The sequence below is a fragment of the Kitasatospora sp. NPDC001175 genome (assembly GCF_053598215.1).
Window position 1 is genome coordinate 39,144 of record NZ_JBSFJU010000007.1, and the last position, 25,100, is coordinate 64,243.

The 25,100-nt window shown below is 73.3% G+C and carries 19 protein-coding genes and 1 tRNA gene; 6 read left to right on the plus strand and 14 right to left on the minus strand.

What is annotated here, in order from left to right; genetic code table 11:
* Positions 1 to 328: 328 nt before the first annotated feature.
* Positions 329 to 2,194: an AMP-dependent synthetase/ligase gene (locus tag ACWDAK_RS07485; protein WP_427393255.1), complete on the plus strand. Its 1,866-nt coding sequence runs from the start codon at positions 329 to 331 to the stop codon at positions 2,192 to 2,194.
* Between the two features lie 214 nt (positions 2,195 to 2,408).
* Here the strand turns inward: ACWDAK_RS07485 and ACWDAK_RS07490 are convergent, their stop codons facing one another.
* From ACWDAK_RS07490 to ACWDAK_RS07510, 5 genes are all read right to left on the minus strand, one after another.
* Positions 2,409 to 3,206, minus strand: coding sequence for an SGNH/GDSL hydrolase family protein (locus ACWDAK_RS07490; RefSeq protein ID WP_344636980.1), 798 nt, complete (start codon positions 3,204 to 3,206; stop codon positions 2,409 to 2,411).
* A gap of 151 nt (positions 3,207 to 3,357) precedes the next feature.
* Positions 3,358 to 3,699, minus strand: coding sequence for a VOC family protein (locus tag ACWDAK_RS07495; protein WP_344636981.1), 342 nt, complete (start codon positions 3,697 to 3,699; stop codon positions 3,358 to 3,360).
* 44 nt (positions 3,700 to 3,743) lie between these two features.
* Entirely contained in the window at positions 3,744 to 4,343 is a 600-nt protein-coding gene (locus tag ACWDAK_RS07500) for an NUDIX domain-containing protein (protein WP_344636982.1), read from the minus strand.
* 255 nt (positions 4,344 to 4,598) lie between these two features.
* Complete coding sequence (locus ACWDAK_RS07505) at positions 4,599 to 5,597, minus strand: hypothetical protein (protein WP_427393254.1); 999 nt, start codon at positions 5,595 to 5,597, stop codon at positions 4,599 to 4,601.
* 489 nt (positions 5,598 to 6,086) lie between these two features.
* A tRNA-Ile gene (locus tag ACWDAK_RS07510) sits at positions 6,087 to 6,160 on the minus strand.
* Positions 6,161 to 6,567: 407 nt separating this feature from the next.
* Here ACWDAK_RS07510 and ACWDAK_RS07515 point away from each other — a divergent pair.
* Positions 6,568 to 7,734 carry an exonuclease SbcCD subunit D gene (locus tag ACWDAK_RS07515; RefSeq protein ID WP_344636984.1) on the plus strand — a complete coding sequence of 389 codons (1,167 nt, stop codon included), beginning with the start codon at positions 6,568 to 6,570 and terminating at the stop codon, positions 7,732 to 7,734.
* Positions 7,731 to 10,886, plus strand: a complete 3,156-nt coding sequence (locus tag ACWDAK_RS07520; RefSeq protein ID WP_427393253.1) for an AAA family ATPase — start codon at positions 7,731 to 7,733, stop codon at positions 10,884 to 10,886. The genes ACWDAK_RS07515 and ACWDAK_RS07520 overlap by 4 nt, the downstream gene beginning before the upstream one ends.
* Positions 10,887 to 10,982: 96 nt before the next feature.
* On the opposite strand, the gene ACWDAK_RS07525 is transcribed toward ACWDAK_RS07520, so the two are convergent.
* The 4 genes from ACWDAK_RS07525 to ACWDAK_RS07540 all read right to left on the minus strand — a co-directional run bounded on the left by ACWDAK_RS07525 (position 10,983) and on the right by ACWDAK_RS07540 (position 13,559).
* Complete coding sequence (locus ACWDAK_RS07525; protein WP_344636986.1) at positions 10,983 to 11,186, minus strand: hypothetical protein; 204 nt, start codon at positions 11,184 to 11,186, stop codon at positions 10,983 to 10,985.
* A gap of 261 nt (positions 11,187 to 11,447) precedes the next feature.
* Entirely contained in the window at positions 11,448 to 11,870 is a 423-nt protein-coding gene (locus ACWDAK_RS07530) for a YjbQ family protein (RefSeq protein ID WP_344636987.1), read from the minus strand.
* Between the two features lie 249 nt (positions 11,871 to 12,119).
* Positions 12,120 to 12,386 carry a hypothetical protein gene (locus ACWDAK_RS07535; protein ID WP_344636988.1) on the minus strand — a complete coding sequence of 89 codons (267 nt, stop codon included), beginning with the start codon at positions 12,384 to 12,386 and terminating at the stop codon, positions 12,120 to 12,122.
* Positions 12,387 to 12,629: 243 nt separating this feature from the next.
* Positions 12,630 to 13,559 carry a hypothetical protein gene (locus tag ACWDAK_RS07540; RefSeq protein WP_344636989.1) on the minus strand — a complete coding sequence of 310 codons (930 nt, stop codon included), beginning with the start codon at positions 13,557 to 13,559 and terminating at the stop codon, positions 12,630 to 12,632.
* Between the two features lie 653 nt (positions 13,560 to 14,212).
* Between ACWDAK_RS07540 and ACWDAK_RS07545 the strand changes: the two genes are divergently transcribed.
* Both ACWDAK_RS07545 and ACWDAK_RS07550 read left to right on the plus strand, forming a co-directional pair.
* The gene (locus ACWDAK_RS07545; protein ID WP_344636990.1) at positions 14,213 to 16,507 is read left to right on the plus strand and encodes a bifunctional glycosyltransferase/CDP-glycerol:glycerophosphate glycerophosphotransferase; all 2,295 of its coding nucleotides are present in this window, start codon (positions 14,213 to 14,215) and stop codon (positions 16,505 to 16,507) included.
* Between the two features lie 481 nt (positions 16,508 to 16,988).
* Positions 16,989 to 17,660 (plus strand): lysophospholipid acyltransferase family protein, encoded by a 672-nt coding sequence (locus ACWDAK_RS07550; protein ID WP_344636991.1) that lies wholly within the window; start codon positions 16,989 to 16,991, stop codon positions 17,658 to 17,660.
* Here the strand turns inward: ACWDAK_RS07550 and ACWDAK_RS07555 are convergent.
* From ACWDAK_RS07555 to ACWDAK_RS07575, 5 genes are all read right to left on the minus strand, one after another.
* Positions 17,633 to 19,612: an ABC transporter ATP-binding protein gene (locus ACWDAK_RS07555; RefSeq protein ID WP_344636992.1), complete on the minus strand. Its 1,980-nt coding sequence runs from the start codon at positions 19,610 to 19,612 to the stop codon at positions 17,633 to 17,635. The two genes, ACWDAK_RS07550 and ACWDAK_RS07555, sit on opposite strands and share 28 nt — an antisense overlap.
* A gap of 183 nt (positions 19,613 to 19,795) precedes the next feature.
* Positions 19,796 to 20,569, minus strand: coding sequence for an SDR family NAD(P)-dependent oxidoreductase (locus ACWDAK_RS07560; RefSeq protein ID WP_344636993.1), 774 nt, complete (start codon positions 20,567 to 20,569; stop codon positions 19,796 to 19,798).
* A gap of 99 nt (positions 20,570 to 20,668) precedes the next feature.
* Positions 20,669 to 21,565, minus strand: a complete 897-nt coding sequence (locus ACWDAK_RS07565; protein WP_344636994.1) for an SDR family oxidoreductase — start codon at positions 21,563 to 21,565, stop codon at positions 20,669 to 20,671.
* Entirely contained in the window at positions 21,562 to 22,500 is a 939-nt protein-coding gene (locus ACWDAK_RS07570) for an alpha/beta fold hydrolase (RefSeq protein WP_344636995.1), read from the minus strand. Before ACWDAK_RS07570 ends, ACWDAK_RS07565 begins: the two co-directional genes overlap by 4 nt.
* Complete coding sequence (locus ACWDAK_RS07575) at positions 22,497 to 24,041, minus strand: flavin-containing monooxygenase (RefSeq protein ID WP_427393252.1); 1,545 nt, start codon at positions 24,039 to 24,041, stop codon at positions 22,497 to 22,499. Before ACWDAK_RS07575 ends, ACWDAK_RS07570 begins: the two co-directional genes overlap by 4 nt.
* 228 nt (positions 24,042 to 24,269) lie before the next feature.
* Between ACWDAK_RS07575 and ACWDAK_RS07580 the strand changes: the two genes are divergently transcribed.
* A complete protein-coding gene (locus ACWDAK_RS07580; RefSeq protein ID WP_344636997.1) occupies positions 24,270 to 25,046 on the plus strand; it encodes a MerR family transcriptional regulator in 777 nt (258 codons plus the stop codon).
* Positions 25,047 to 25,100 lie beyond the last annotated feature (54 nt).

Genomic DNA, 25,100 nt, shown 5'->3' on the forward strand with positions numbered 1-25,100 from the left:
CACACGCCGGACCACGTACGGGCCGCACGCCGGGCCATGTGCGATCTGCGCGAGCTTACTACTCACTGAGCGTCCGTTCGAAGGCTCGAATCCATTGTCCGGAGCCGGTCACCGCAATCCGCCCGTTTTGCCTGGTTGCATGCATTCTGTCCGGGTGGCGAAGGCAGCACCGCACACCTTGGCATGTGCCGGATCCGATTCGGCGCCGTCGCACCCCTGGGCAGCGCAGCGACGATCGGGTAGCTTCGCAGACCCACCGCACGCCGGACCCGCCGGACCGGGCCACGGACCCGGTGCACGGCCGGGCCGGCACACCAGGATCAGGGCGATGGACGACGGGATCGGGGGCACCGTGCGCGAGTTCAGCAGCCCCCCGCTCGCCGCCCCGGCCACCGGCGGGCTGGCCGACTCGGTGTACGAGACGGCCGAGCGCACCCCCGGCCTGGTCCAGCTCTCCCGGCGGAAACCCTCCAGCGACCGTCAATCGCCGCCCGAATGGTGCGATGTGACGAACCTTCAGTTTCGCCAGGAGATCCTCGCACTGGCCAAGGGCCTGCTGGCCAGGGGCGTCCGGTTCGGCGACCGGGTCGCGCTGATGTCCTCCACCCGGTACGAGTGGACGTTGTTCGACTACGCGCTGTGGTCGATCGGCGCCATCCCCGTGCCGGTGTACCCGAGCTCGGCCGCCGAACAGGTGCGCTGGATCCTGGCGGAGACCCGCGCCGTCGCCTGCGTGGTGGAGAACGAGGACCACGCCATGACCATCGGCGCGGTCTGCGACGCGCTCCCCGACCTCACCGGCATCTGGCAGCTGGACCGCGGCTGCGTGGCCGAGCTGGTCGAGGACGGCCACGACGTACCCGAGGGCCTGGTGCACCGCGGTCGACTGGGGGTCACCCCCGACTCGGTCGCCACCGTCGTCTACACCTCGGGCACCACCGGTCGCCCCAAGGGCTGCCTGCTCACCCACGGCAACCTCGCCGCCGAGGCGGACGCCGCACTGGCCGGCTGGCACGAGCTGTTCCAGGACACCGGCGGCCTGGCGCCCGCAACACTGATGTTCCTGCCGCTGGCTCATATCTACGGCCGGATGGTGCAGATCACGGCAGTGCGCGGTGGCGTGCGGATCGGCCACCACGGCTCCCTCTCCCCCGACTCGCTGCTGCCCGCGCTCACCTCCTTCCGGCCGACCTACCTACATGCCGTGCCGTACGTCTTCGAGCGGATCCACCAGCGGGCCAGGGAGTCCGCCGAGCAGGCCGGCCGCGGCGAACTCTTCGCCCAGGCCGCCGAGGTCGCCGTCCAGTGGGCCGCCGCCCGCGAGCGGCGCGCCTTCGGACGCGGGCCCGGCCCCAGTGCCGCGCTGCGCCTGCGCCACAGCGCCTACGACCGGCTGGTGTACCAGCGGCTGCGCGCCGTACTGGGCGGCCGGGTCCGCAACGTGATCAGCGGAGGCTCCACCCTGGGCCGGGAGTTGGGGCTCTTCTTCGCGGGTGCCGGACTGACGGTGCACGAGGGGTACGGACTGACCGAGACCAGCGCCGCGATCACCGCCAACCCTCCGCACCGGGCCAAGGCGGGCACCGTCGGCCCACCGATGCCCGGCGCCTCGGTGGCGATCGCCGACGACGGCGAGGTCTGGGTACGCGGCGACACGGTCTTCGCCGGCTACCTCAACCACCCGCGCTGCACCCAGCAGGTCCTCCGGAACGGCTGGTTGGCCACCGGCGACCTCGGCACCCTGGACGAGGACGGCTACCTCAGCATCACCGGCCGCAAGAAGGACCTGATCGTCACCAGCAACGGCAAGAACGTCGCCCCCGCCACCCTGGAGGAACGCGTCCGGTCCCACCCGCTCGTCTCGCACTGCCTCGTGGTCGGCGACAACCGCCCCTACCTCACCGCCCTGATCACCCTCGACCCGCCCGCCCTCGCCCACTGGCTGACGATCCACGGCCGTGAACAGCTCGACATCCGGGACGCGTTGACCGACCAGGAGCTGCACGGCGAGATCCAGCGCGTCATCGCCACGGCCAACACCGCCGTCTCCCGCGCCGAGTCCATCCGCGCCTTCCGCCTGCTCCCGCACCAGTTCACCGTCGAACAGGGCCTGCTGACGCCCTCCCTCAAACTCCGCCGCCAGGCCATCCTCCAACTGCACGCGGACGACATCGACGAGCTGTACGCACCCTGAGCCGCCCTCCGGGCCGGACGGTCCGACCGGATGTCCGCGCCCTTCCCAACGAGACGCCCGGCCGCGCCCCGCCCCTCGTCCGGGGGTGGGGCACGGCCGAGGCCGACGCGGACCGGCCGCTCGGGCTACGGGCTGTTCGGGCCACCAGATGCTCGGACCGCCCCTCAGGCCGGCTGCCCGAGGTTGCGGTCAGGCCTGCCGCACCGGCTGCCGGTCAGACACCAGCGGAGAGGGCGGGCAGGTAGCCGCCGGCCTGGCCGCCCGCGTTCGGGTGGTAGCTCTCGTCGATCGGGAGCGTGGTGCTGTGCAGCCACTGCGTGCCGTTGCCGCAGATCTCGTGACCGCTGAACAGGCCGCGGACGTCCTCGAAGGTGAAGCCCGCGTTGGCGGCTCTCTTCGCGATGACGCCGTCGAGGGTGTCGGCCGCGCCGTTGATGGCCGCGCGCTTGGTGTCACCGATGCCGAAGATGCAGGTGCCGTTGATCTGGTAGAGGTGCGGGTAACCCAGCACCACCACATGGGCGTTGGGCGCCTTTCCGTGGATCGCCGAGTAGACCTGGTCGAGCTGGGCGGGCAGGGTGTTCTCCGCGTAGGCCTCCGCCGTCGAGACGGCGCTCAGGCAGGCGCTCTCGGTGTTCAGCACGCAGGTCTCCATGGTGCTGGCGAAGCCCGCGTCGTTGCCGCCGATGGTGATGCTCACCAGCGTGGTGGCCGAGTCGAGCCCGGAGAGCTGACTGTTCAGCACGTCACCGGTCCGCGCGCCCGAACAGGCCGCGAAGGTGAACGAGGACGCCCCGTGGGCGTTCTGCCAGAGGTAGGGGTACGCGTTGGTGCTGCGCTCGCAGCTGCCACTCTCACTGGTGTAACTGCCTGCGCCGACGCCGGAGGAGTAGGAGTCCCCCAGTGCGACGTAGTTGACGGTTGCTGCGCTGGCGGCGGTCGCGCCGACCAGGGTGGTGAGCGCGAGGAGACCGGCCAGAGCGGCTGCGGACACGGCACGAGCAGGGCGCATGGAGCACCTCCACAAAGGTGACGGGGGTCACATTTGTGATACCAGCCGGTAGGCAATTCGAACAGTGCTCATGCCAAGATTGTTGATGAACAATGTGCTTGTGACGTCGACAGATGAACTAGGCGTCAACTCTCGTCGACCTCAGGGACTTTCAGCGGACGACTTCGAGTTCGAATCCCTGGGCGTCGACCAGGTGCACGGCCGACCCGGTGTCCACCCGCAGCCGCCAGCCGGCTTCGAGCGCCACCGCCACGGCGTCCCGCGAACCGTGCACCGCAAGGTGGTTGAGCCCGGCACGCAGCCGCTGATGCCCGCCCGGCAGCAGCGCCGGCGACTGTTCCAGCACCACATAGCTGTCACCGAGCCGCCAGCTACGCCCGTTCACCCAGTGCTGGAACGGCTCGCAGCCGAGCGCCACCAGCACCGGCCCCCACTGCCGTTCGGCCTGTTCGAGGTCGTCGACCCACAGCTCCACGTGATGAATCAGGCCCACGCCCCACCCCTTCGATACCCGCACCGTTCGCCACCCCCGCCTGGTCAGCGAACGAAGAACGAACCGGACGGCGGGAGCTCCTCGATCGCCTCGTTGGCGGCGGCCGGCACACCCAGCTCGGCCACCGCGGTCGCCACCGCCGCGTGCGCCTGGCGCAGCCCCGTCTCGCCCCAGCCGAGCAGCTCGACCGCCAGCCCCGGGGCGACCAGCAGCCGCCGGTAGTGCCGGCCGGACGCCGGGTCGGGCGCGGTCGGCCCGACGGCGCGAAGAGCCGCGGCCATCCGCACCCGCGCGCACTCGTGGCCGCCGTTCGCCGACCCGACCCGGTCGTAGAGGTAGCCGAGGTAGTGCGCCGGGCCGATCACCGCCTGCGCCTCCTCGCCCGCCTCACGGGCCAGCGCAGCCGCGGGATCGCCGTCGTCCTCGGGCTCCAGCGAACCGCCCGGCAGGCTGACCACGCCGTCCCTCGGATTCACCAGCGTCAGCACCCGCCCGTCCGGCACGAAGAGCCAGCCCCAGGACTGCTTCACCGGCAGCCCGGCGGGCACCGCCTCCCCCGGCCGCCACGGCCAGCCCGCGTTGGGACGGCGCCGCACCCGGCCGAGCAGCTCGGAGATCTCCGCGCTGTACTCGATACTGCTCACTCGTCCCCCCTCCAGCGGTCGTGCCCGCGCCTCGTACGGCGCGCGGTCGGTTCGGGTCGGGGACGACCGGGCAGGAGGCCGCCCGGTGCGCTCCGACCTGTTGATCTTCCCCGAACACGCGGTCGATGAACAGTCCTGGCCGCCGCGCGGGGCATGCCGCAGAACCCTGCGGCATGGAACAACAGGGGGCGAACCGGAGACCGACGGAGGCTGAACGGCAGATCAGCCGACGCTCTCCTGGGTCATTCTGACGGCTCAGCGCCCGGCCTCACCCCCGCCGCCGGCCGCGTCGCCACCCTGTTCCCGGGTCGCCCAGCCCGACTCCCCCGCTCCGCCACCCGGCCCGGCCGCGTCGGGCACACCGGCCTCGCCGAGCACCCCGCGTTCGCCGATCGCATCACCGTCATCGGCCGGCCGCTGCGGCGGACCGCCCGCCCACCGGCCCCACTGGGACGGCAAGGGGAACCCCGCCCGGGCCGCCAGCCGCCCCGGCGGACCCTCCGCCCCCACTGCGACCAGCGCGGCCGCGGTCTCCACCACCGACATCGGCCGCAGCCACCCGTCCACCAGCACCCAGCCGAGCGCCTCGCGCCCACCGTCCGCCCTCGCCGGGCGGTACAGCAGCAACTCCCCGGCGCCGTGTCCGGCAACCGCCGCCGCGAGCGTGATGCAGAACGCCTCCACCTCCCGGCCGGAGGTGGTGAACGCCCCGGACTCCACCACCGGTTCGGCCCGCGCCGACAGCTGCTCCCCGTCCAGCAGGCCGACCGACCGCAGCACCAGCAGCTGCCGCCCCTCGCCCGCCCCGGCCCCGAGCGCCAGGTAGACCTCGGACACGTACTGCAGCACGGCGGACAAGCGCTCCTCCGGCTGCTCCTCCAAGCCGACGGACATCAGCAGCACCGAAGTACCGACGGAGATCCGCACCCTGGCGAGGTGGTCCGCCAGCAGCACCGGGAGCAGCTCGGCCAGCGGCTCGCCCCGGTAGACGAACGGCTCGCCCGCCAACTCCGGATCGGCGGCGTAGGCGACCCTGGCCACCGGGTCGTCCTGGGCCAGCAGGTGCTGCTCGCAGAAGTCGGCGAAGTCGAGCGGCTCCAGGACCCGGAGGTGCACCTCCAGCCCCTCACCGCGCAGGGCGCGCAGCTGGTTCTCCGTCCGGCGCAGGTAGTACCCGTAGTCGACGCCACCGAACAGGCCGTGCTCGCGCAGCCGCGCGAAGTCGGCCGGGTCGACGGCGACCGCGAGCGCCACCGGTTGCCGCAGCGCCCCGCCCGCACCCTGCCGCGGGCGCCCGCCGCCCCCGGTGCCCCGGGATCCGTCGGCCGGCCCGGTGGCGCCGCTCCCGGCACCCTGCCTCCGCCGCCCGGGGCTGTTCGTCTCCGCCCTCCCCGGCCCCGGCCGCCCCGTTCCCCGCCTCCGCGCCTCGGGCCCGCTCGGCATCGCCACCCTCGACCCGCCCGGCCCCGACGGGCTGGACTCCGAGCGGCTGCGCTTCGACCGCCTGTACTTCGACCGACTCGACATGGACGACATCGGACCCTCCCTCGGAACGACTGCCGGAGCGCCCACCGACGGCGGGCCACCGACACTCGCGACCATACAGAGCGTCACTGACAATCCACTCTCCGCAGCCATCCCGGCCGGGCACCCCGCAGCGATCCGCCGCTCTTCGCCGGCCGACACGAGCGCCGAAACGCCAGAAGGCCCGGAGTGGACATCCACTCCGGGCCTTCTGTGCCGTGGGCCTAACAGGACTTGAACCTGTGGCCTCTTCCTTATCAGGGAAGCGCTCTAACCGTCTGAGCTATAGGCCCTTGCCGCACAGAGAGATTAGCTGACCTGCGGCCCATCTCCAAAACGCGTGCGGATCCCGACCCGCGGGTGAAAGCCGGTCGGACGTTCGGGGAAGTCCCGCCCCCAGCCAACCGGCCCCCACCCCTGCCCCGCCCCCGTTCTCAAACCCCCACCACCAGGCCGCGGCCGCTACTCGGTGACCGCCGGACCGGGCATGCGCGCGGGGCCGCCCCCGGCGCACCCCTTCGAGATCCCCGCGAACGTCTGCGGCCCCGTCCCCGGTGCGGGTGGGAGCCCGATGACCACGACGGGCCGGGCATTGTCAGCGGCTCCTGTGATACTCGGAGCTGGTCGGCCGCACCCCGGGCCGGCCTCGCGCCGACTCGGAGGGAGCAGAAGTGGCGATCATGCGGGTGAGGGCCCTGCCGTGAGACTGCTGCACACCTCCGACTGGCACCTGGGCCGCTCGTTCCACCGGGAGAACCTGCACCAGGCCCAGCGCGCCTTCCTGGACCACCTGGTGGCAGTGGTCGAAGCGCGCCGGGTCGAGGCGGTGCTGGTCGCGGGCGATGTCTACGACCGGGCGCTGCCGGGGCTCGAGGCGGTGGCGCTCTTCGACGACGTGCTGCACCGGCTGGCCGACCTCGGGGTACCGACGGTCTTCATCAGCGGCAACCACGACTCGGCACGCAGGCTCGGGGTGGGCGCCGGTCTGATCGAGCGGGCCGGCATCCATCTGCGTACCGATCCGGACGGCTGCGCCGCCCCGGTGCTGCTGGCCGACGAGCACGGTCCGGTGGCGGTCTACGGGCTGCCGTACCTGGAGCCGGCGCTCACCCGGGAGCGGTTCGGGCTGGAGGCCGGCGGGCACACCGAGGTGCTGCGCGCGGCGATGGCGCGGGTCACGGCGGACCTGGCGGAGCGCCCCGCCGGCACCAGGGCGGTGGTGCTCGCACACGCCTTCGTCACGGGCGGCGAGCCGAGCGACAGCGAGCGGGACATCACCGTCGGCGGCGTGGCGAGCGTCCCGGCCTCGGTGTTCGACGGGGTGCACTACGCGGCGCTGGGCCATCTGCACGGCTGCCAGACCCTCGCCCCTCATCTGCGCTACAGCGGTTCCCCGCTGGCCTACTCCTTCTCCGAGACGGACCACCGCAAGACCATGTGGCTGGTCGACCTCGCGGCCGACGGCTCGGTCGAGGCCGAGCGGATCGACTGCCCGCAGCCGCGTCCGCTGGCCCGGATCAGAGGGCGGCTGGCCGAACTGCTGGCCGACGAGCGGCTCGCCGTGCACGAGCAGGCCTGGGTCCAGGCCACCCTCACCGACCCGGTCCGTCCGGCCAACCCGATGGAGGAGCTGCGGCGCCGCTTCCCGCACACCCTCCAGCTGCTGTTCGAACCCGAGCCCACTCCGGGCGAGGAGCGCGTCTCGTACGCGGACCGGGTCAGCGGCCGGGCGGACTCGGAGATCGCCGAGGGCTTCGTCCGGCACGTCCGCGGCGGCGGGCCGGACGAGCTGGAGCAGGGCTGGCTGCGGGAGGCCTTCGAGGCCGTGAGGCTGGCCGACGAGCGCGCGCGGGAGCTGCCCCGATGAGACTTCACCAGCTGACGCTCACCGCCTTCGGCCCGTTCGCCGGGACGGAGCAGGTGGACTTCGACCATCTCACCTCCGGCGGGCTCTTCCTGCTGCGCGGCGCCACGGGCGCCGGCAAGAGCAGCGTGCTGGACGCGGTCTGCTTCGCGCTCTACGGCGAGGTCCCCGGCGCCCGGCGGGGCAATCCGCTGCGCAGCGACCACGCCGAGCCGCTGCTGCCCACCGAGGTCCGTCTGGAGCTGACCCTGGGCGGGCGCCGACTGGAGATCACCCGCAGCCCCGAGCAGAAGCGTCCCAAGCGCCGCGGCACCGGCACCACGACCGAGAAGCCGCGGACCTTGCTGCGCGAGTGGTCCGCCGACCCCGGTGACGGTTCGCCGGGCTGGCGGGCCGTCAGCAGGTCGCACCAGGAGGCCGGAGAGGAGATCCGCCGGCTGATCGGCATGAGCCGCGACCAGTTCTGCCAGGTCGTCCTGCTCCCGCAGGGAGACTTCGCCCGCTTCCTGCGTGCCGACGCCGCGGACCGGGCGGCGCTGCTGCGGCAACTGTTCGACACCGGCCGGTTCGACCAGGTGGAGCGCTGGCTCGGCGAGCAGCGGCGCGCCCACGAGGCCGCCGTGCAGGGCGGGCGGCAGCGGCTGCGCGACCTCGTGGGCCGCGCACAGGAGGCGGCCGGCCCCGGCGCCGAGCCGCCGGACGGCTGGGTGCCCGACGAGGACACCGGGGCCCCGGCCTCGGCCGCCGGGTCGGCAGGGCTGGCGGCCGGGGCGCTCGGCTGGGCGGCGATCGTGCGCGGTGGTGCGGCGGAGCAGTTGGCGGTGGCTCGCTCGGCCGTGGCACTGGCCGAGGGATCCCATGCGGCGGCCCAGCAGCACCGGCAGTGGACGGACGAGCTGGCCGACCGTCAACGTCGACACCGAGCCGCAGCGTTGGAGGCGCACCGACTGCGCGACTTGGCCGATCTGCTCGCCGACGACGAGCGGCGGTTGGCCGCCGCCCAGGCCGCCCTGGGCGTGGAGTCGGTGCTGCGGCTGGGCGACAGCGCGTCCGCCGCCCTGCACGCCGCTCGCCGGACCGAACACGAGCGCCGCGCCACCCTGTCCCGCCTCATCGCCCCCTCGCCCGAGTCGGGCGGCGACCACTCCGACGCCCGGCCGCCGGTCGACGTGTCCTTCTTCGCCCGCCCTGCCGCCAGCAGCTCCGCCGACCGCCGCGAGGCCTTCGGAGAGGCTCTCGGGGAGGCCGAACTGGCCGAGGCTGAGCGGAGGTTGCAGGCGCAGCTCGGACTGCTGGAGGCGGCGCGAGCCGATGAGCGACGGCAGGCCGAGCTGCGCCGGGAGCAGCACAAGCTCGCCGCCGACCGGGAGCGCGCCGACGAGCTCGCGGAGGAGGCCCAGGACTGGCTGCGGGACTTCGAGGAGCGACTCACAGCCCTCCAGGAAGAGCGTGAGGCGGCCCGGGTCGCCGGCGCCAGGGTCGAGCAACTGGACGCCCACTGCGCCGACTTGGGCCACCGCCTGGCAGCCGCCGGCCGGCGGGACGAACTGCGCACCAGAATGGCCGAGGCGGAGGGCGAGGTGTCGGTGCTGCGCGACCGGACGCAGGACGCCCGCGAGCACAGCCTGGAGCTGCGGGAGCGCCGACTCATCGGCATGGCGGCCGAGTTGGCGGGCCAGTTGTCCGCGGGTGCGGCCTGCTGGGTCTGCGGCTCCGAGGTGCATCCCGCCCCCGCGAAGCCGTCCGCAGCTCAGGTGAGCGCTGCGGACGAGGAGGCCGCCAGGGCTGTGCAGAGCCGGGCCGAGCGGGCACTGTCGGCGGCCGAGACGGCCCTGACGGCGCTGCGGGTCGAGGAGGCGGAGGCGTCCGGCGCCGCCGGTGCGCAGCAGGTCGCCGAGGTGCGGGCAGCACTGGCGGAGGCCGAGCGGGAGCGACGCTCGGCCGTCCGGGCGGCCGAGCGCCTCAGCGCGGTGGAGCAGCGGATCGACCGGCTGGCGGGCGAGCAGTCCCGGCGGCAGGCTCAGCTGCGGCAGGCCGGCGAGGACAGCGCGGCACTCGCCGGGCAGCTGAAGAAACTGGCCGAGGAGCAGCAGGAGTTGGGGCAGCGGGTGCACGCGGCCCGGGCCGGCGCCGCGTCGGTCGACGCCCGGGCCACCGGGCTGGCCGCGCTCGCGGAGGCCGTGGTCGCCGCACTGGCCGCCGTCCGGGATTCGGCCGCGGCCGAGTCCCGGTTGGCGGAGGCCGAACAGGAACTGGCCCGGACCAGCCTGGCGGCGGGCTTCGCCGCACCCGGGGCGGCCCGCGCTGCGCTGCTGCCCGCCGCCGAGCGGACGGCCCTCAAGTCCCGGCTGGAGCAGCATCGCGCGGCCCTGGACGCGGTCGAACGGCAGCTGGCCGACCCCGAGTTGGTCGCGGCGGCGGCGCAGCCCGCGGTCGATCAGGAGGCCGCGAGGGCCCGCCTCCAGGCGGCAACGGCCCGGCTGAGGGCGGCTTCGGCGGCCGAGAGCGCGGCCGTCGAGCGCTGTGCGGCGCTGGCCCGGCTCGGCGGTGAGCTGGCGGCGCTCGCCGCCGAACTCGCCCCGGCGTTGGAGCTGTACGGGAGGGTCAGCCGGCTGGCCGCTCTCGCCGCCGGCACCTCGCCGGAGAACACCCTGCGGATGCGGCTGGAGTCGTACGTCCTGGCGGCCCGGCTGGAGCAGGTGGCGCGGCGGGCGAGCGAGCGGCTGGTACGGATGTCCGGCGGCCGGTACACCCTCGTCCACAGCGACGACCGGGTCGCGGGCAACCGGCGCTCCGGCCTGGCCCTCCGGGTGGTGGATGCCTGGACGGGCGTCGCCAGGGACACCGCCACGCTCTCCGGCGGGGAGAGCTTCTTCGCCTCGCTCGCCCTGGCGCTCGGACTGGCCGACGTGGTCACGGACGAGGCGGGCGGGATGCCGCTGGACACCCTCTTCATCGACGAGGGCTTCGGCAGCCTCGACGAGCAGACGCTGGAGGAGGTGATGGACGTGCTGGACGGGCTGCGCGAGCGGAACCGGGCGGTCGGCATCGTGAGCCATGTCGCCGATCTGCGTTCCCGGATCCCCGGTCAGCTCCTGGTCCGCAAGGGCCGGCACGGCTCGACCTTGCACCTGGCCACCCGTACGGACGGCTAGGCCGGCCCGCTCTGGACGTGGGCCGGCCCGATTGGGACGGTGGGGACACGAAGTCGGCCCGGGCCGGCGCCCGTCGGCCGGTGCCGGCCCGGCCGTTCAGCCGGAGCAGGCGATGCGCTGGGCCTCCTGCCAGGTGCAGACGGGGCAGAAGGTGATCCCGGGGTGGTCGGCGGGCAGCTCGGTGGGGTCGCCGCACCGGACGCAGTCGGCGCGCGGCCCGGTGAGCGCCGGGTCGTGGGTGAGTGCCCGGACGGCGTCGCCGTCCGGGGCGAGTGCGCACTGCTGGGTTTCGTCCGCCATGCCGTCTTCCTACCCCGCGCGCCCGTCCCCGGGCAAACACGGACCGGACAGCGGGAGCAGCCGGGCGAGCGCCCGAAGACGCGGGGCCCTCCCGGTCCTCCGCCCGCGCGGAGCGGGAGGCATCCGTGACGCGTCGAAGCCCGGCCCGCAGACCACCCCCGGGCCCGGGGCCGGTTGCGGCTCCCCCGCCGAGGGCGTGGGGAACCGCCCGGCCGGCCCGTCACGAGGCCGCGCGGTTCCCCGCAGCCGAGGGCCCTCCTGTCAGCCGAGGAAGGAAAGTCGGACCGTGCGGCGCGGGTTGTCCCCGTTGGTGTCGACCAGGACCACCGACTGCCAGACCCCGAGCGCGAGTTGGCCGCCGATGACCGGCAGGGTGGCGTGCGGGGCGACCAGCCCGGGAAGCACGTGGTCGCGCCCGTGTCCGGGACTGCCGTGGCGGTGGCGCCAGCGGCTGTCGGCGGGGAGCAGGTCACGCAGGGCCGCGAGCAGGTCGCCGTCGCTCCCGGCACCGGTCTCGATCACCGCGACCCCGGCGGTGGCGTGCGGGACGAAGACGTTCAGCAGACCGTCCCGTCCGGGGGCGGCCGTGTCCAGGAAGGCCGCACAGCGGTCGGTGATGTCGAGGGCGACCTCAGCGGTGCCGGTGGTGATCTCGAAGGTGATGGTGTGGAAGGTGTCCGCCATGGTGCCCATCCTTGCCCACTCCGCGCCGTCGCGGGCAACAGGGCTCGCCGTCCGCCGGGCCGGGGCCACCGGGCGGCCGGGGCCGCGCACACCTTCCGAAGCGCCGCCGGCCGGGCACGCCGGGCCGGCTACACCTGGCCGGGACGGCGGCCGTGCAGACCTGGTCAGTGTCCGGGCAGCACGACGACCCGACAGACCTCAGGTCCATCGGGTCGGGTCGACCGGGCCCGCGCCGGGCGGGCCTGGCACTCAGCCCCGGCTGCCGAACAGGCTCCGCTTCAGCCTGCGCAGCGGCGCCAGCAGCAGCACCCGGGTGGTGCGGCGGCGGGAAGCCTGGCCGGCCACGCCACGCGGCGTCAGCTCTCTTATCAGGCCCAGCGCCTCCGCCGTGTCCACCGTGGAGAGCGCCGGAGCGCCCAGCACCGACAGGTGGCGGTCGATCCGGCGGCCGGTCGCGCCGACGCCGCACTGGATCGCCGGCACCCGGGGCCGACTCCGTACTTGCATCTGTTCCATCTGTTTCCCACCCCTACGAGGCGCCAGGGCCGTGGCGAAGACTATCCGTGAGGGACGGCCTTCGCGCAACCGTCCTGGTGTTCTGCCACCGTACCGTGCGCGACTAACTGACGCTTCACCAGGATGCCGTGGCCTCGGTCACGAGTACGCATCGACCTGACGCATCGACGGGTGGGAAAATCCCGGGTCAGCCCGCCGACGGCCGGCCGGACCCGCCTTCCTTGTCATCTGAGGCGAATCCGGCTACTCACGGCGCGCGGGCCGGACGGGCCGCGCCGGGCGCACGACGGGCCCTCGGCCCGACAGCCCGGTCGGCGGGGCGAACAGGAAGGACGCCCCGACACCGGAGAGGCCCAGCCCGGTGAAGGAGACCAGGGCGAGCACGATCAGCCAGGACCCGGGCGAGGCCCAGCGCACCAGGCCGGCGTAGCGGAGCAGGCCGGCCAGTCCGAGGAGCCCGGTGCCGACCAGGGCCGCCATCCCGCTGCGCACCCGGCGCAGCTCGGCCTCCTGCCAGCCGAGCAGCAGGGCCACCCCGAAGGTGAGGCACCAGGCGCCGAGCACCCGCACGTCCAGGGCGCGCACCTGCCAGGGCCAGTCCCGGGCGAGGACGTCCGGCACAAGATAGAGCAGCAGTCCGCAGGCGGCGAAGACCAGTCCGTTGCCGATGATCGGCGCGGCGACCCACCAGGGCAGCCGGGGCGGCCGGGGCGCGGGCTGCCCGTTCCGCGCCCGCCAGCGCGTGTTGCGGCGCCACTGCGCGCCGAAGGCGATCAGCCCGAGGAGCGGTGCGGCGGCATGGCCCCCGAGCCAGACCCAGGCGGAGAGGACCGCGACGGCCCCACCCTGCGCCAGGTGGAGCGTGCCGTGTCCGAGCAGGCAAGCGCCGAGCGTCAGCAGCACCAGCAGCGAGCTGGCCGCCACCGCCACCCGGACCCGCACCCACTGCTCGGCGCACAGGGCCATGGCGAGCATCAGGCAGCTGCCGCCGTATCCCGCACCCAGCAGGGTCGCGGTGACGGGCGACATCCGCCAGGGGAAGAGGTCCACGGTGTGGCCGCTGAGCAGGGTGAGGTCGGCGGCGCCGTACCCGGCGACCAGCAACAGCGGGGCCAGCACCAGCCCCTGCAGCACTGGACTGACTGCCGGACCTGCGGTCGGCTGCGAGCGCACGGCGGCTCCTGGAGACAGCGGTGGACGGTCGGCAGTCGGGGCGACGGGAGCGCGGGATCGATGGGCATCCCCGTGAGACGTCCCGTCAATATAGGAGTCGATGCCTGGCCCGGCAATGGACCGGGCAATACTTCAGGAAATGAACACATCCGGGGGATTGACGCCCCTGCTTCCTACAAGCAGTATCTCTAGCAATGCGGGCGACCGGATCACACTCCCGGCGTCCTCCGGTCGGATGAATTCATTCCGGCTCATACGAGTTCGACAGCTGAAGAGCTTCCGGCATCAGCCGTGAGTCACTGTCCGACCACCTCGACGCTGCGGTGGTCTGGCTACGGATGGTGTACGGACCGGCGGCCGACCGTTGAGGGTCGGTCGGGCCGCCACCGGGCTGCCGGTGCCGCCGCTCGAACAGCGCGGCACCGGCGGTCGCCTTTCCAGCCGCTCCGGCGATGAGCGCCGCACGACGCCTTCCCACCGGGCCGAGCGCCCGATCCACGAGCCGGATCCACGCCGGGGCGCCACCTCTCCGTTGCCTGAGCGTCACCGAAGACCCACTGTCCGTGCATCGAAGCTCACTACAGTGAAGTGAACGGTACCGATCGGTCTGCCGACTTCCCAGCGCCCAGCACCCATACCGGAGTGAATCCAGCGTGAGTCCCCTCCTGAGCATCGTGCTGCCAGTCCACGGGGTGGAGCCCTTCCTCCCCCGCTGCCTCGACTCGCTCGGAGTGGGTGACGCCAGAGCCGACGCGGCGGGCGCGGACACCGAGGTCGAGGTGATCGCGGTGGACGACCGCTCCCCCGACGGCTGCGGCGCGATCCTGGACGACCACGCGGCCCGTGACCCGCGCCTGCGGGTGCTGCACCTGGCCGAGAACCAGGGCCTGGGCGGCGCTCGCACCGCCGGTCTGGCCGAGGCGCGCGGCCGGTACGTCTGGTTCGTGGACAGCGACGACTGGCTGCCCGACGGCGCGCTGTCCGCCGTCCTCGCCGAGCTGCGCCGCGAGCAGGACACCGATCAGCCGGTGGACGTCCTGCTCACCGACTTCACCCACGTCTACCCGGACGGCTCCACCGAGCCCAACCCGTGGCGCCACGTACTGACCGGTTCCCCGCTCGCCGAGGGCTGCACCGCCCGCGAGCACCCCGGCCTGATGCAGACGGTGATGGCGGTGTGGAACAAGATCTTCCGGCGCGCGTTCCTTCAGGACTTGGACGTCTCCTTCGGCCGTGGCTACTACGAGGACATCTCCGTCACCTACCCGGCCCTGGTCGCCGCCCACCGACTGCGCTACCTCGACCGCCCCTGCTACACCTACCGGCGCGGCCGCCCCGGCGCGATCACCAACACCGCTTCTCCCAAGCACTCGGACGCCTTCGCCCAGTACGATGCGATCTTCGCCTTCCTCGACCGCCGGGGTATCGGCGCCACCGGCCAGGACGCGCTGCGCAACCTGGTCTTCGACCGCACCGTGAAGCAGGCCCTGACCATCTACGACACCCCCGGGCTGGTCCCGGCCGCACTGCGCGGCGACTTCTTCGACCGGATCGGCCGGCACTTCGACCGCCACCGCCCGCCCGGCTACCGCTACCCCGCCGGCGTGCGCGGCATCCAGTACCGCCTGGTGGCCACCGGCTCCCGGCTCACGTACAGCGAACTGCGGCGCACCAAGCGGATCCCGCGCTCGCTGCGCCGCCGGGCCAGGGCGATGGCGCCGACCGTCCGCAAGGGCGTGCGCAGCGGGGCCAGGTACGCGGCGTACAACACCTTCCGGCGGCTGCCGCTGGACGAGAACCTGGCCGTCTACGCCGCGTACTGGCACCGGGGTTACGCCTGCAACCCGGCCGCGATCTACGAGAAGGCGCGGGAGCTGGCCCCGCAGGTGCGGGGGGTCTGGGTGGTGGAGACCAGGGCGCAGGCGGCCACCCTGCCCGCCGGGGTGCCGTACGTCGTGGTGAACACCCCCGCGTACCTGCGGGTGATGGCGACCGCCAAGTACTTCGTCAACAACGTCAACTTCCCGCACACCATGGCCAAGCGGCCCGGCACGGTGCATGTGCAGACCCAGCACGGCACCCCGCTCAAGAGCATGGGCATGGACCTGCGCGAGTACCCGCTCGCGGCCGACGGGATGGACTTCGACCGGCTGCAGGAGGCCGTGGACCGCTGGGACTTCCTGGTCTCGCCCAACCCGCACACCAGCGAGCACTTCAGCCGCGCCTTCCCCGGCCGGTACGAGCTGCTGGAGACCGGGTACCCGCGCAACGACCGGCTCGCCGGCGCGACGGCCGCCGACGTGGCGGCGGTCCGCCGGAAGCTCGGGCTGGCCGAGGGGCAGCGGGTGGTGCTGTACGCACCGACGCACCGGGAGGCACAGGGCGGGTACGTACCGCTGCTGGACGTCGGCGAGTTGGCGTCCCGGCTCGGCCCCGGGTGCACGCTGCTGGTCCGTGCCCACTACTTCCACCGGGGCAGCGTCGGTGAGCCCGAGCTCGGCGGGGCGGCGGCGCGGGTCGTCGACGTCTCGGCGTACCCGGCGGTGGAGGACCTCTGCCTGGCCGCCGACGCGCTGGTCACCGACTACTCCTCGCTGATGTTCGACTATGCCGTGCTGGACCGCCCGATGGTGGTCTTCGCGCCGGACTGGGCCGAGTACCGCCGGGTGCGGGGGGTGTACTTCGACCTGCTCGCCGAGCCGCCGGGGGTGGTCGCCACCGAGACGGCCGAGGTCGCTCAGGCCCTGCGGAGCGGTGATCCGGCGCCGGGTGCGCGGGCGGCGTTCCGCGAGCGGTTCTGCCCCTGGGACGACGGGCGGGCCTCCGAGCGCGTGGTCCGCCGGATCTTCCCGGTCACGGTGGCACCCGCCGCGGAGCAGGGCGAGCCGGCTGAATCCCGGGAAGCCGCGCGGGACGGAAGGCGGAGGGCCGCACTGGCCGGCGGGTGAACTGATCATCTCCTCCGCCGACGCGTACAGCAGCGGCGGGAGCCCCGCGACGCTGATCACCTCGGGCGGCACCCGGACGCTCGGGACGAACGGCAGTATCCCGACCAGCACTCAGACCACGACCAGCAGGACGGCGCGGGGATCCTCCACCGCCGGGCCCCGGTGGCGACCGCTGCGGCAAGCACGACAGCAGGACGGCGGTGACCCCGCTCATCGGACGCCCTTTCGGTAAACGGATCCCGACGCGGTACTGACGACTCGCTGACACACCTGAGCGGGCCCCGGGTCCGGAGGGCCGACGCCGACGCGGCGTCACCCCCCTGATCATCGGTTTCGCGCACGACCATACGCAGCGCGTGACGAGGATCGCAGTGGTCGAACGACCTGTGCAGTGGACGGCCGACGGGGTTCATGACGTAATCTGCCGTCTGACCTCGGCCCAGTCACGAGTCCGGGGATGTCGGTCGGCCAGGGAGGGCCCATGCTCAACCTCATCACCAAGCTCGTGCTCAAGCCCGTGGCGAAGGCGATCTACCGCCCCGTCATCGAGGGGCTGGAGCACGTGCCGCGCAAGGGTGGGGTGATCCTGGCCAGCAACCACCTGTCCTTCATCGACAGCGTGGTCATCCCGCTGACCGCTCCGCGTCAGGTCTACTTCCTGGCCAAGGCCGAGTACTTCACCGGCACCGGCCTCAAGGGCGCGCTCTCCCGGGGCTTCTTCACCAGCGTCATCAACGCCGTCCCGGTCGAGCGCGGCACCTACCGCTCGGCGGCGGCCTCGCTGGAGCAGGCGCTGGGCATCCTGCAGCAGGGCAAGGCGTTCGGCATCTACCCCGAGGGCACCCGCTCGCTGGACGGCCGGCTGTACAAGGGCAAGACCGGTGTGGCCTGGCTGGCGCTGACCGCCGGCGTGCCGGTGGTGCCGGTGGCACTGGAGGGCCCGGCCGACATCCTGCCGGTCGGCAAGCGGATCCCCCGGCTGCGGAAGGTGACGGTCCGTTTCGGCGAGCCGCTGGACTTCTCCGCGCTGCACGGCCAGGCCCGCAACGCCAAGGCCCGCCGCCAGGTCACCGACGAGGTGATGGCGGCGATCCACGCGCTCTCCGGGCAGGAGCTGGCCGACACCTACAACGAGCGCCCGGCCGCGGCCTGACCGTTCGGCGCCTGACCCGGCAACGCCTCGCCGTTCAACGTCTCGCCGTCCAACGCCCTTCCGCCCACTGCCTGCCCGTTCACCGTCGGCACGCCCACCGAAGCGCCTTTCCCCGAAGGGCCGTTCGTCGGCGTACCGTCCGGGCGCCGGGCCGGCACCGGGTGCTCCCGGCGCAGCAGTGCCGCGTAACGACCGTCCAGGGCGAGCAGTTGCTCGTGGGTGCCCAGTTCGGCGATCCGGCCGCCGTCGAGGACGGCGATCTGGTCGGCGTGGCGGACGGTGGAGAGCCGGTGCGCGATGGTGATGGTCGTCCGGCCGACGGCGAGGGCGTCGATGGCCTGCTGGACGGCGCGTTCGGTCTGGTTGTCCAGCGCACTGGTGGCCTCGTCCAGGATCAGCACGGGCGGGTTGCGCAGGATGGTGCGGGCGATGGCCAGGCGCTGCTTCTCACCGCCGGAGAACCGGTAGCCCCGCTCGCCGACCACGGTGTCGTAGCCCTCGGGAAGGGCGGCGATCATGTGGTGGATCTGGGCCGCCTCGGCGGCGGCGACCAGTTCGGCGTCGGTGGCGTCCGGCTTGGCGAAGCGCAGGTTGTCGGCGACCGAGGCGTGGAAGAGGTACGTCTCCTGGGAGACCACGCCGACGGTCTCGGCCAGGGTCGCGAAGGAGAGTTCGCGGACGTCGGTGCCGTCGATGGCGACCCGGCCGCCGGTGACGTCGTAGAGCCTGGGCACCAGGTAGCTGAGCGAGGTCTTGCCGGATCCGGTCTCACCGACCACCGCCAGTGAGCTGCCCGCGGGCACCTTGAGGTCGATCCCGGCCAGGGTGGGCTGCGGCTGGTCGGGGTGGTAGCGGAACTCGACGTCCTCGAGGACGACGTCGCCGCGTACCCGGTCGAGCCGGACGGGGTGTCCGGGCTCCTGGATCTCCACCGGCAGGTCCAGGTACTCGAAGATCCGCTGGAACAGGGCGAGCGAGGTCTGGACGTCCACGCCGGTGGAGAGCAGGCTCACGGCCGGCCGGAGCAGGCCCTGCTGCAGCGAGACGAAGGCGACCAGGGTGCCGATCGAGACGATCGGCGCACCTTCGGCACTGGCGAGGCCGGCGGCCCAGTAGATGACGGCCGGCATCGCGGCCATCACGATCCCGATGGTGGACATCCGCCAGCGCCCGGCCATGCTGGAGCGGACCTCCAGCTTGGCCAGTTCGGCGGACTGCCCGGTGAACTCCAGGGAGAGCGAGTCGGATCGGCCCATGGTGCGGCCGAGCAGCACGCCGCTCACCGAGAGGGACTCCTGGACGGCCGAACTCATCACGGCGAGCTGCTTCTGCCGTTCACCGGTGATCCGCTTGCGCTCGTTGCCGACCCGGCGGCTGATCCAGACGAACACCGGGAGCAGCAGCAACGAGACCACCGTCAGCCGCCAGTCCAGCGCGACCATCGCGACCACGGTGGCGACCACGCTGGTGAGGTTGGAGACCAGCGAGGTAGCGGTGGAGGTGACGGTGGACTGCATGCCGCCGATGTCGTTGGCGATCCGGGACTGCACCTCGCCGGTCCGGGTGCGGGTGAAGAACGCCAGCGACATCCGCTGCAGGTGGCTGTAGACCGCGGTGCGGAGGTCGTGCATCACGTGCTGGCCCACGGTGGTGGAGATCAGCGTCTGCAGCACGTTGAAGATGCTGTTGACCACGGCGGCCGTGATCATGCCGAGCACCAGCAGGCTGAGCAGGCCGGTACGGCCCTGCGGGATGGCGGTGTCGAGCACCGCGCGGAGCAGGAACGGGGTCGCCACCGAGACCACGGCGGAGGCCGCGACCAGCAGCCCGACCAGGGCCAGGCGGCCCACGTACGGGCGGAACAGGGCGAGGATCCGGCGCACCTGGGCCGGGGGCCCGGGCTCGCCCTGGGCGCGTGGCGGCGGGGTCCAGTCGAGGCGGTCGGGCTTCAAGGGCGGCCTCCGCGGGGCACGGGAACGGACATGTTCCCCAGGGTATAGAGACGGACTCATAGTTAGCAAAGCTAATAATGAGGCTTGTCCTATTCCCGTGCGCCGTGACACGCCGCGAGATCCCGGGAAGCCACGCACGTACGCTCTGCGACGCGCAGTCCCGCGGCTGAGACAGCAGGTGGCCTACCGCGGCGCGTACGTCCTGGCCGCCTTGGAGGAGACGCCCCCGAGCCTGCCCGCGGGCAGCACCCGGCTGAGCGCCACGGCCGCCTTGTAGCGCCGGCTCGGGACGGAGAGGCTCCGCCCGCGCGCCAGGTCGCGCAGCGCCTCGTCCACCACGCGATCGGCGGAGAGCCAGGCCCAGGAGGGGATGTTGGAGGTGCCCATCCCGGCGCGCTCGTGGAACTCGGTCCGGGTGAAGCCCGGGCAGAGGGCCAGCAGGCGGACCCCGGTGCCGCCGAGCTCGCGGGCGATGCCCTGGGTGAAGCTGACCATCCAGGCCTTGCTCGCCCCGTAGGTGCCGCGCGGCACGAAGGCCGCGACCGAGGCGACGTTGACGATCCCGCCGAAGCCGCGCTCCTTCATGCCCGGGAGGGCGGCCATGGTCAGCCGCAGCACGGCCTCGATGTGCACCTTGACCATGTCCAGCTCGGCCTGCACCGGCACTTCGAGGAAGGTGCCCTTGTTGCCGAACCCGGCGTTGTTGACCAGGATGCCGACCGGCCGCTCGGCGTCGCGCAGCCGCTCCTCGACGGCGGCGATCCCCGCCTCGGCGGCCAGGTCCGCGGTCAGGGTCTCCACCTGGACGCCGTAGCGCTTGCCGAGGTCGGCGGCCGCGGCCCGCAGCCGTTCGGCGTCGCGGGCGACCAGGACCAGGTCGCGGCCGTCCTTGGCGAGGCGGCGGGCGAAGGCCGCGCCGATGCCGGCGGTGGCGCCGGTGATGAGGGCAGTCGTCATGCGCCGACCGTACTCGGTGCCGAGCGCCCGGCGACACATCGGGGCGCGGGGGTTCCGCTCCGTCATGAAGCTGGCCCCCGCGCCCCGGTGGGTGCGCGCCTACTCGACGGCGGCGCGGCGGGCGGCCGTGTCGGCGGCGCCGCCCGCGCCGACCGGGCGCAGCCGGGTGGCGGCGGTGGCCTTCAACCGCGGGGCCAGCCGGGCGACGTCGCGGGCGCCGACGGTGGCGATCAGGCCGGGCAGCACCCCTCGGACCGACTGCATGCCGCGGAGCCAGGCCTGGGCGTAGACGTGCGGGGAGCGGCGGGCGATCCCGGCGACCAGCCGGTCCACCGCCGGGGCCAGCGGGTAGGTCTTGTTGGCCGGCCAGGGCAGGCGGGAGCGCATCTGGGCCAGCACCGTGTCCTGGTCGGCGCCGCGCACCATGTCGGTGTCGGTCCAGCTCAGGTAGCCGACGCCGACCTTGACGCCCTGGTAGGCCACCTCGGCGCGCAGCGAGTGGGCGAAGGCCTCCACCCCGGCCTTGCTGGCGCAGTACGCGGCCATCAGCGGCGCCGGGGTGAGCGCGGCCAGCGAGGCGATCTGCAGCAGGTAGCCGCGGCTGAAGACCAGCGCGGGCAGGAAGGCGCGGGCGGTGGCCACACTGCCGAGCAGGTTGACCTCGATGACCCGCTCGAAGGCGCGCGGGTCGCTGTCCTGGAGCGGGCCGCCGAGGGCGATGCCGGCGTTGGCGACCACGGTGTCGATCCGCCCGTAGTGGTCCTGGATCTGCCGGGCGACGGCGCTCAGCGCGTCCAGGTCGGTGACGTCGGCCTCCCAGTACCGGGCATCGGGACCGCACTGGGCGGCGACCGCCTTCAGCTCCTCGGGCTCCAGGCCGACCAGGGCCACCCTGGCGCCGCGCTGGGCCAGCTTGCGCGCCAGCTGCGCACCGACCCCGCGGGCGGCTCCGGTGACGACCACGACCTGGACGGCGAGCGGCACGGTGGTACTCATGCGTTCACACTCCTGACGTCTGCGGTGGTGAAGTCGAAGGCCCGGCGGATCTCCGCGGCGACCTCGGCCGGGCGTTCCACGGGCGCCATGTGGCCGACGCCCGGGAGTTCCAGCAGCCCGCGCGGGTCGGGCAGCGCGGCCACGATCCGGCGCGCGTGCACCGGCGGGGTCAATCGGTCGCGGGTGCCGACGATCACCACGGTGGGCGCGGCCAGCTTGGCGAGCTGCGGACGGACGTCCAACTCGCCCAGTACCCGACCCCATCGGCGGCGGACGCCGGTCGGGCAGGCGTGCACCACCCGGGCGGTCGCCTCGACCCGGCCCGGCGGGGTGGCCGGGCCCATGACGCCGTACTTGAGCAGTGCCCTGCTGACCGGGGTCACCGGCCCGAGCGGCAGCCTGGACCGCAGGATCTGGTGGTGCAGGAGGCGCCGCAGCGCGGGCGGCCGCACCCCGGCCGGGACCACGTTCACCTCGGCCAGCAGATCGCTCGGACCGGTGCTGACCAGGACGGCGGCGGCGGTCCTGGCGGCCACTTCGCCGCGGTCGGCGGCGGCCATGACGGTCATCCCGCCCATGCTGTGCCCGGCCAGCACCGCCTGCTCCCCAGCCGGCACCAGCTCGACGAGGACCGCCTCCAGGTCGTCGGCGAGCTTGGCGGTGGAGTAGCCGGCGGCCGTCGGCGGGATGTCGCTGCGGCCGTGGCCGCGCTGGTCGTAAGCCACCACCCGGAACTCACCGGCGAGTTGGTGGATCACCGGGGCCCAGAAGGCGGTCGAGCAGGTCCAGCCGTGGGAGAGGACCACCGTCGGCGCCCCCTCGTGGCCGTACGCCTCGGCGTGGATCCAGTGGCCGTCGGCGGAGCGGATCCGGTACTCCTCGGTGGCTGCCGGGAGTGCGCAGTCGGCGGCCGTCATCCGCCGGTCGGTCCTCATGCGGCGACCTCCCGGGCCACGGGGGCGGTGCGCTTGAGGAGTTCGTACTCGGCCAGGTCGACCCGGCGGGTGGCGCGGCGGAAGGCGCTGGTGCTGCCCGGCCAGGTGATGGTGTTGCGGCCCTGGGAGTCGAGGTACCAGCTGCGGCAGCCGCCGGTGTTCCAGACGGTGCGCCGCATCCGGTGCTGCACCTCGAGGTTCCAGTGCCGCTGGGCCCGGGCGGTGGGCTGCATCGCAGTGGCGCCGACCGCGTCCAGGGTCCGCAACGCGTCGATGACGTAGTTGAGCTGGGACTCGATCATCAGGATCATCGAGCTGTTGCCGAGGCCCGTGTTGGGCCCTATCACGAAGAAGAGGTTGGGGAAGCCGTGCACGGTGGACCCGCGCAGCGCCTCCATGCCGCCCTTCCACTCCTCGGCGAGGCTGTGCCCCTCGGTTCCGAACACCCGCTCCGCGATGGGGAGATCGGTGACGTGGAAGCCGGTGCCGAAGACGATCGCGTCCGCCTCGGCCTCGGTGCCGTCCGCGGCGACCAGGGTGGAGCCGCGCACCTCGGCCAGGCCGGAGGTGACCAGCCGGGCGTTGGGGGCGGCGAGCGCCGGGTAGTAGGTGTTGCTGAGCAGGATCCGCTTGCAGCCGATCCGGTAGTCGGGGGTCAGCCTGGCCCGCAACTCGGGGTCGGCGATGCCCCGTTCGAGGTTGCGCACGGCCATCCGCTGGACCAGGCGGAGCATTTCCGGTTGGCGGACGAAGGCGCCGACCTGGAGTTCGCGCATCGCGAAGACCGAGGCCCGGCGCAGCAGGCCGGTGGCGGGGATCCTGCCGTGCAGCCACTTCTCCAGGGCCGTGATCTCCCGGTCGGCACGCGGCAGCACCCAGGCGGGCGTGCGCTGGAAGACCGTCAGCTCCCCTACCGCGGGCTGGATCTCGGGGATGATCTGGGCGGCCGAGGCGCCGGTGCCGATCACCGCGACGCGCTTGCCCGTCAGGTCGTAGTCGTGGTCCCAGCGCGAGGAGTGGAAGACCCGGCCGGGGAACTCGGCGAGTCCCGGCACCTGGGGCAGCTTGGGGTCGGCCAGCGGTCCGGAGGCGGAGACGACGGCGTCGGCGGTCCAGCTTCCGGCGCGGGTGGTGACCCGCCAGCGGGTGTGCTCCCGCTCCCAGCGCAGTTCGGTGACCTCGGTGTGGAACCGCAGGTGCGGGCGGAGCCCGAAGACGTCGGCGACCTTCTCCAGGTAGGCGCGGATGTCCGGCTGCCGCGAGAAGCTGCGCGGCCACTCGGGGTTGGGCGCGAAGGAGAAGGAGTACAGGTGGGAGGGCACGTCGCAGGCGCAGCCCGGGTAGCTGTTGTCGCGCCAGGTGCCGCCGACCGACCCGGCCCGTTCCAGGATGACGAAGTCGGTTATCCCGGCCCGGCGCAGGCGCACCCCGGCACCGAGGCCGCCGAAGCCGGAGCCGATCACGGCGACCCGGACGTGCGGGGTGGCGAGCGGGTCGTCGGGCGTGGACGGCTGCGTGCTGCGCTTCGGGCTGGATGCCATGCGGCGGCCTCCTGGTGCTGTGGGGCGACGGGAGTGCGGAACCATGGGGCGGGGGCGTCGAATCGGGCCGTTCGACCGGGCTGCCGTTGTGCTCGGCCGAGGAGTCCCCGGCCCGGAGTCAATCACGCCAGCAATCACTGGCACGATTGGCAGGGTAGCCCGTACCGGCGCTTCTCGGAAGACGACGGACCGCATCGATTGCCGCACCTCCGCCCTATGCTGAGCCGCGTGGCGGAGATCGAGAGCACAGGCAGCAGCGCCCCGCGCGAGTACCGGGTCGAGGAACTCGCCGAGGCCGCCGGTATCACCACGCGCACCCTGCGCTTCTACCGCGAGCGCAAGCTGCTGCCACCGCCGCGCAAGCAGGGCCGGATCGCCTGGTACGGCGAGGAGCACCTGGCCCGACTGCGCATGATCGCCGAACTGCTGGAGCGCGGGCACACCCTCGGCGGCATCAGCGAGCTGATCGGCGCGGGCGAGAGCGGCCGGGACGTCGCCGAGCTGATCGGGCTGCAGGCCGCCATCACCGAGCCGTGGTCGGACGAGACCCCGGTCCACCTCAGCTGGGCGGACCTCGCCAGGGCCTTCGGGGACCAGCTGAGCGACGCCAACACCGCCGAGTCCATCGCCCAGGGCTACATCACCGTCCAGGAGGACGGCATCACCCACATCAGCCGCCGCCTGATGGACGCCACCGTCTCCTTGGTCGCCGAGGGCGTCCCGCTGGCAGCCGTGCTGGCCGCCAGCCGCCGGGCGCAGGAGTACGCGGATGCCGTCGCCGAGGTCTTCACGGCCCTGATCAAGGACGAACTGCTCGGCGCGCTCAGCTGCGCGGCGGACCTGCCGCCCGGCGAAGCCGCCCGGCTGACCGAGCAGATCCGCCGGATCCGCCCGCTCGCCCGCACCGTCGCGGACGCCCAGTTCGCCCTGGCCATGGACCGGCGGGTGCACACCGAGTACGACGCGCTGCTGAGCCGGCACAGGGAGCAGCCCCGGGAGAGCTGAGCGGGCGCCCGCGCCCGGCTCCGCACCTCTTTGGCCGTCACACGCCACGGCTCC

Bases quoted from the DNA above. Each gene is read 5' to 3' on its own strand.
- ACWDAK_RS07490 (WP_344636980.1), bottom strand. From the start codon at position 3,206: ATGCGCCCTGCTCGTGCCGTGTCCGCAGCCGCTCTGGCCGGTCTCCTC.
- ACWDAK_RS07530 (WP_344636987.1), bottom strand. From the start codon at position 11,870: ATGGCGGACACCTTCCACACCATCACCTTCGAGATCACCACCGGCACC.
- ACWDAK_RS07575 (WP_427393252.1), bottom strand. From the start codon at position 24,041: ATGGCATCCAGCCCGAAGCGCAGCACGCAGCCGTCCACGCCCGACGAC.
- ACWDAK_RS07520 (WP_427393253.1), top strand. From the start codon at position 7,731: ATGAGACTTCACCAGCTGACGCTCACCGCCTTCGGCCCGTTCGCCGGG.
- ACWDAK_RS07535 (WP_344636988.1), bottom strand. From the start codon at position 12,386: ATGGAACAGATGCAAGTACGGAGTCGGCCCCGGGTGCCGGCGATCCAG.
- ACWDAK_RS07550 (WP_344636991.1), top strand. From the start codon at position 16,989: ATGCTCAACCTCATCACCAAGCTCGTGCTCAAGCCCGTGGCGAAGGCG.
- ACWDAK_RS07565 (WP_344636994.1), bottom strand. From the start codon at position 21,565: ATGAGTACCACCGTGCCGCTCGCCGTCCAGGTCGTGGTCGTCACCGGA.
- ACWDAK_RS07560 (WP_344636993.1), bottom strand. From the start codon at position 20,569: ATGACGACTGCCCTCATCACCGGCGCCACCGCCGGCATCGGCGCGGCC.
- ACWDAK_RS07525 (WP_344636986.1), bottom strand. From the start codon at position 11,186: ATGGCGGACGAAACCCAGCAGTGCGCACTCGCCCCGGACGGCGACGCC.
- ACWDAK_RS07485 (WP_427393255.1), top strand. From the start codon at position 329: ATGGACGACGGGATCGGGGGCACCGTGCGCGAGTTCAGCAGCCCCCCG.
- ACWDAK_RS07570 (WP_344636995.1), bottom strand. From the start codon at position 22,500: ATGAGGACCGACCGGCGGATGACGGCCGCCGACTGCGCACTCCCGGCA.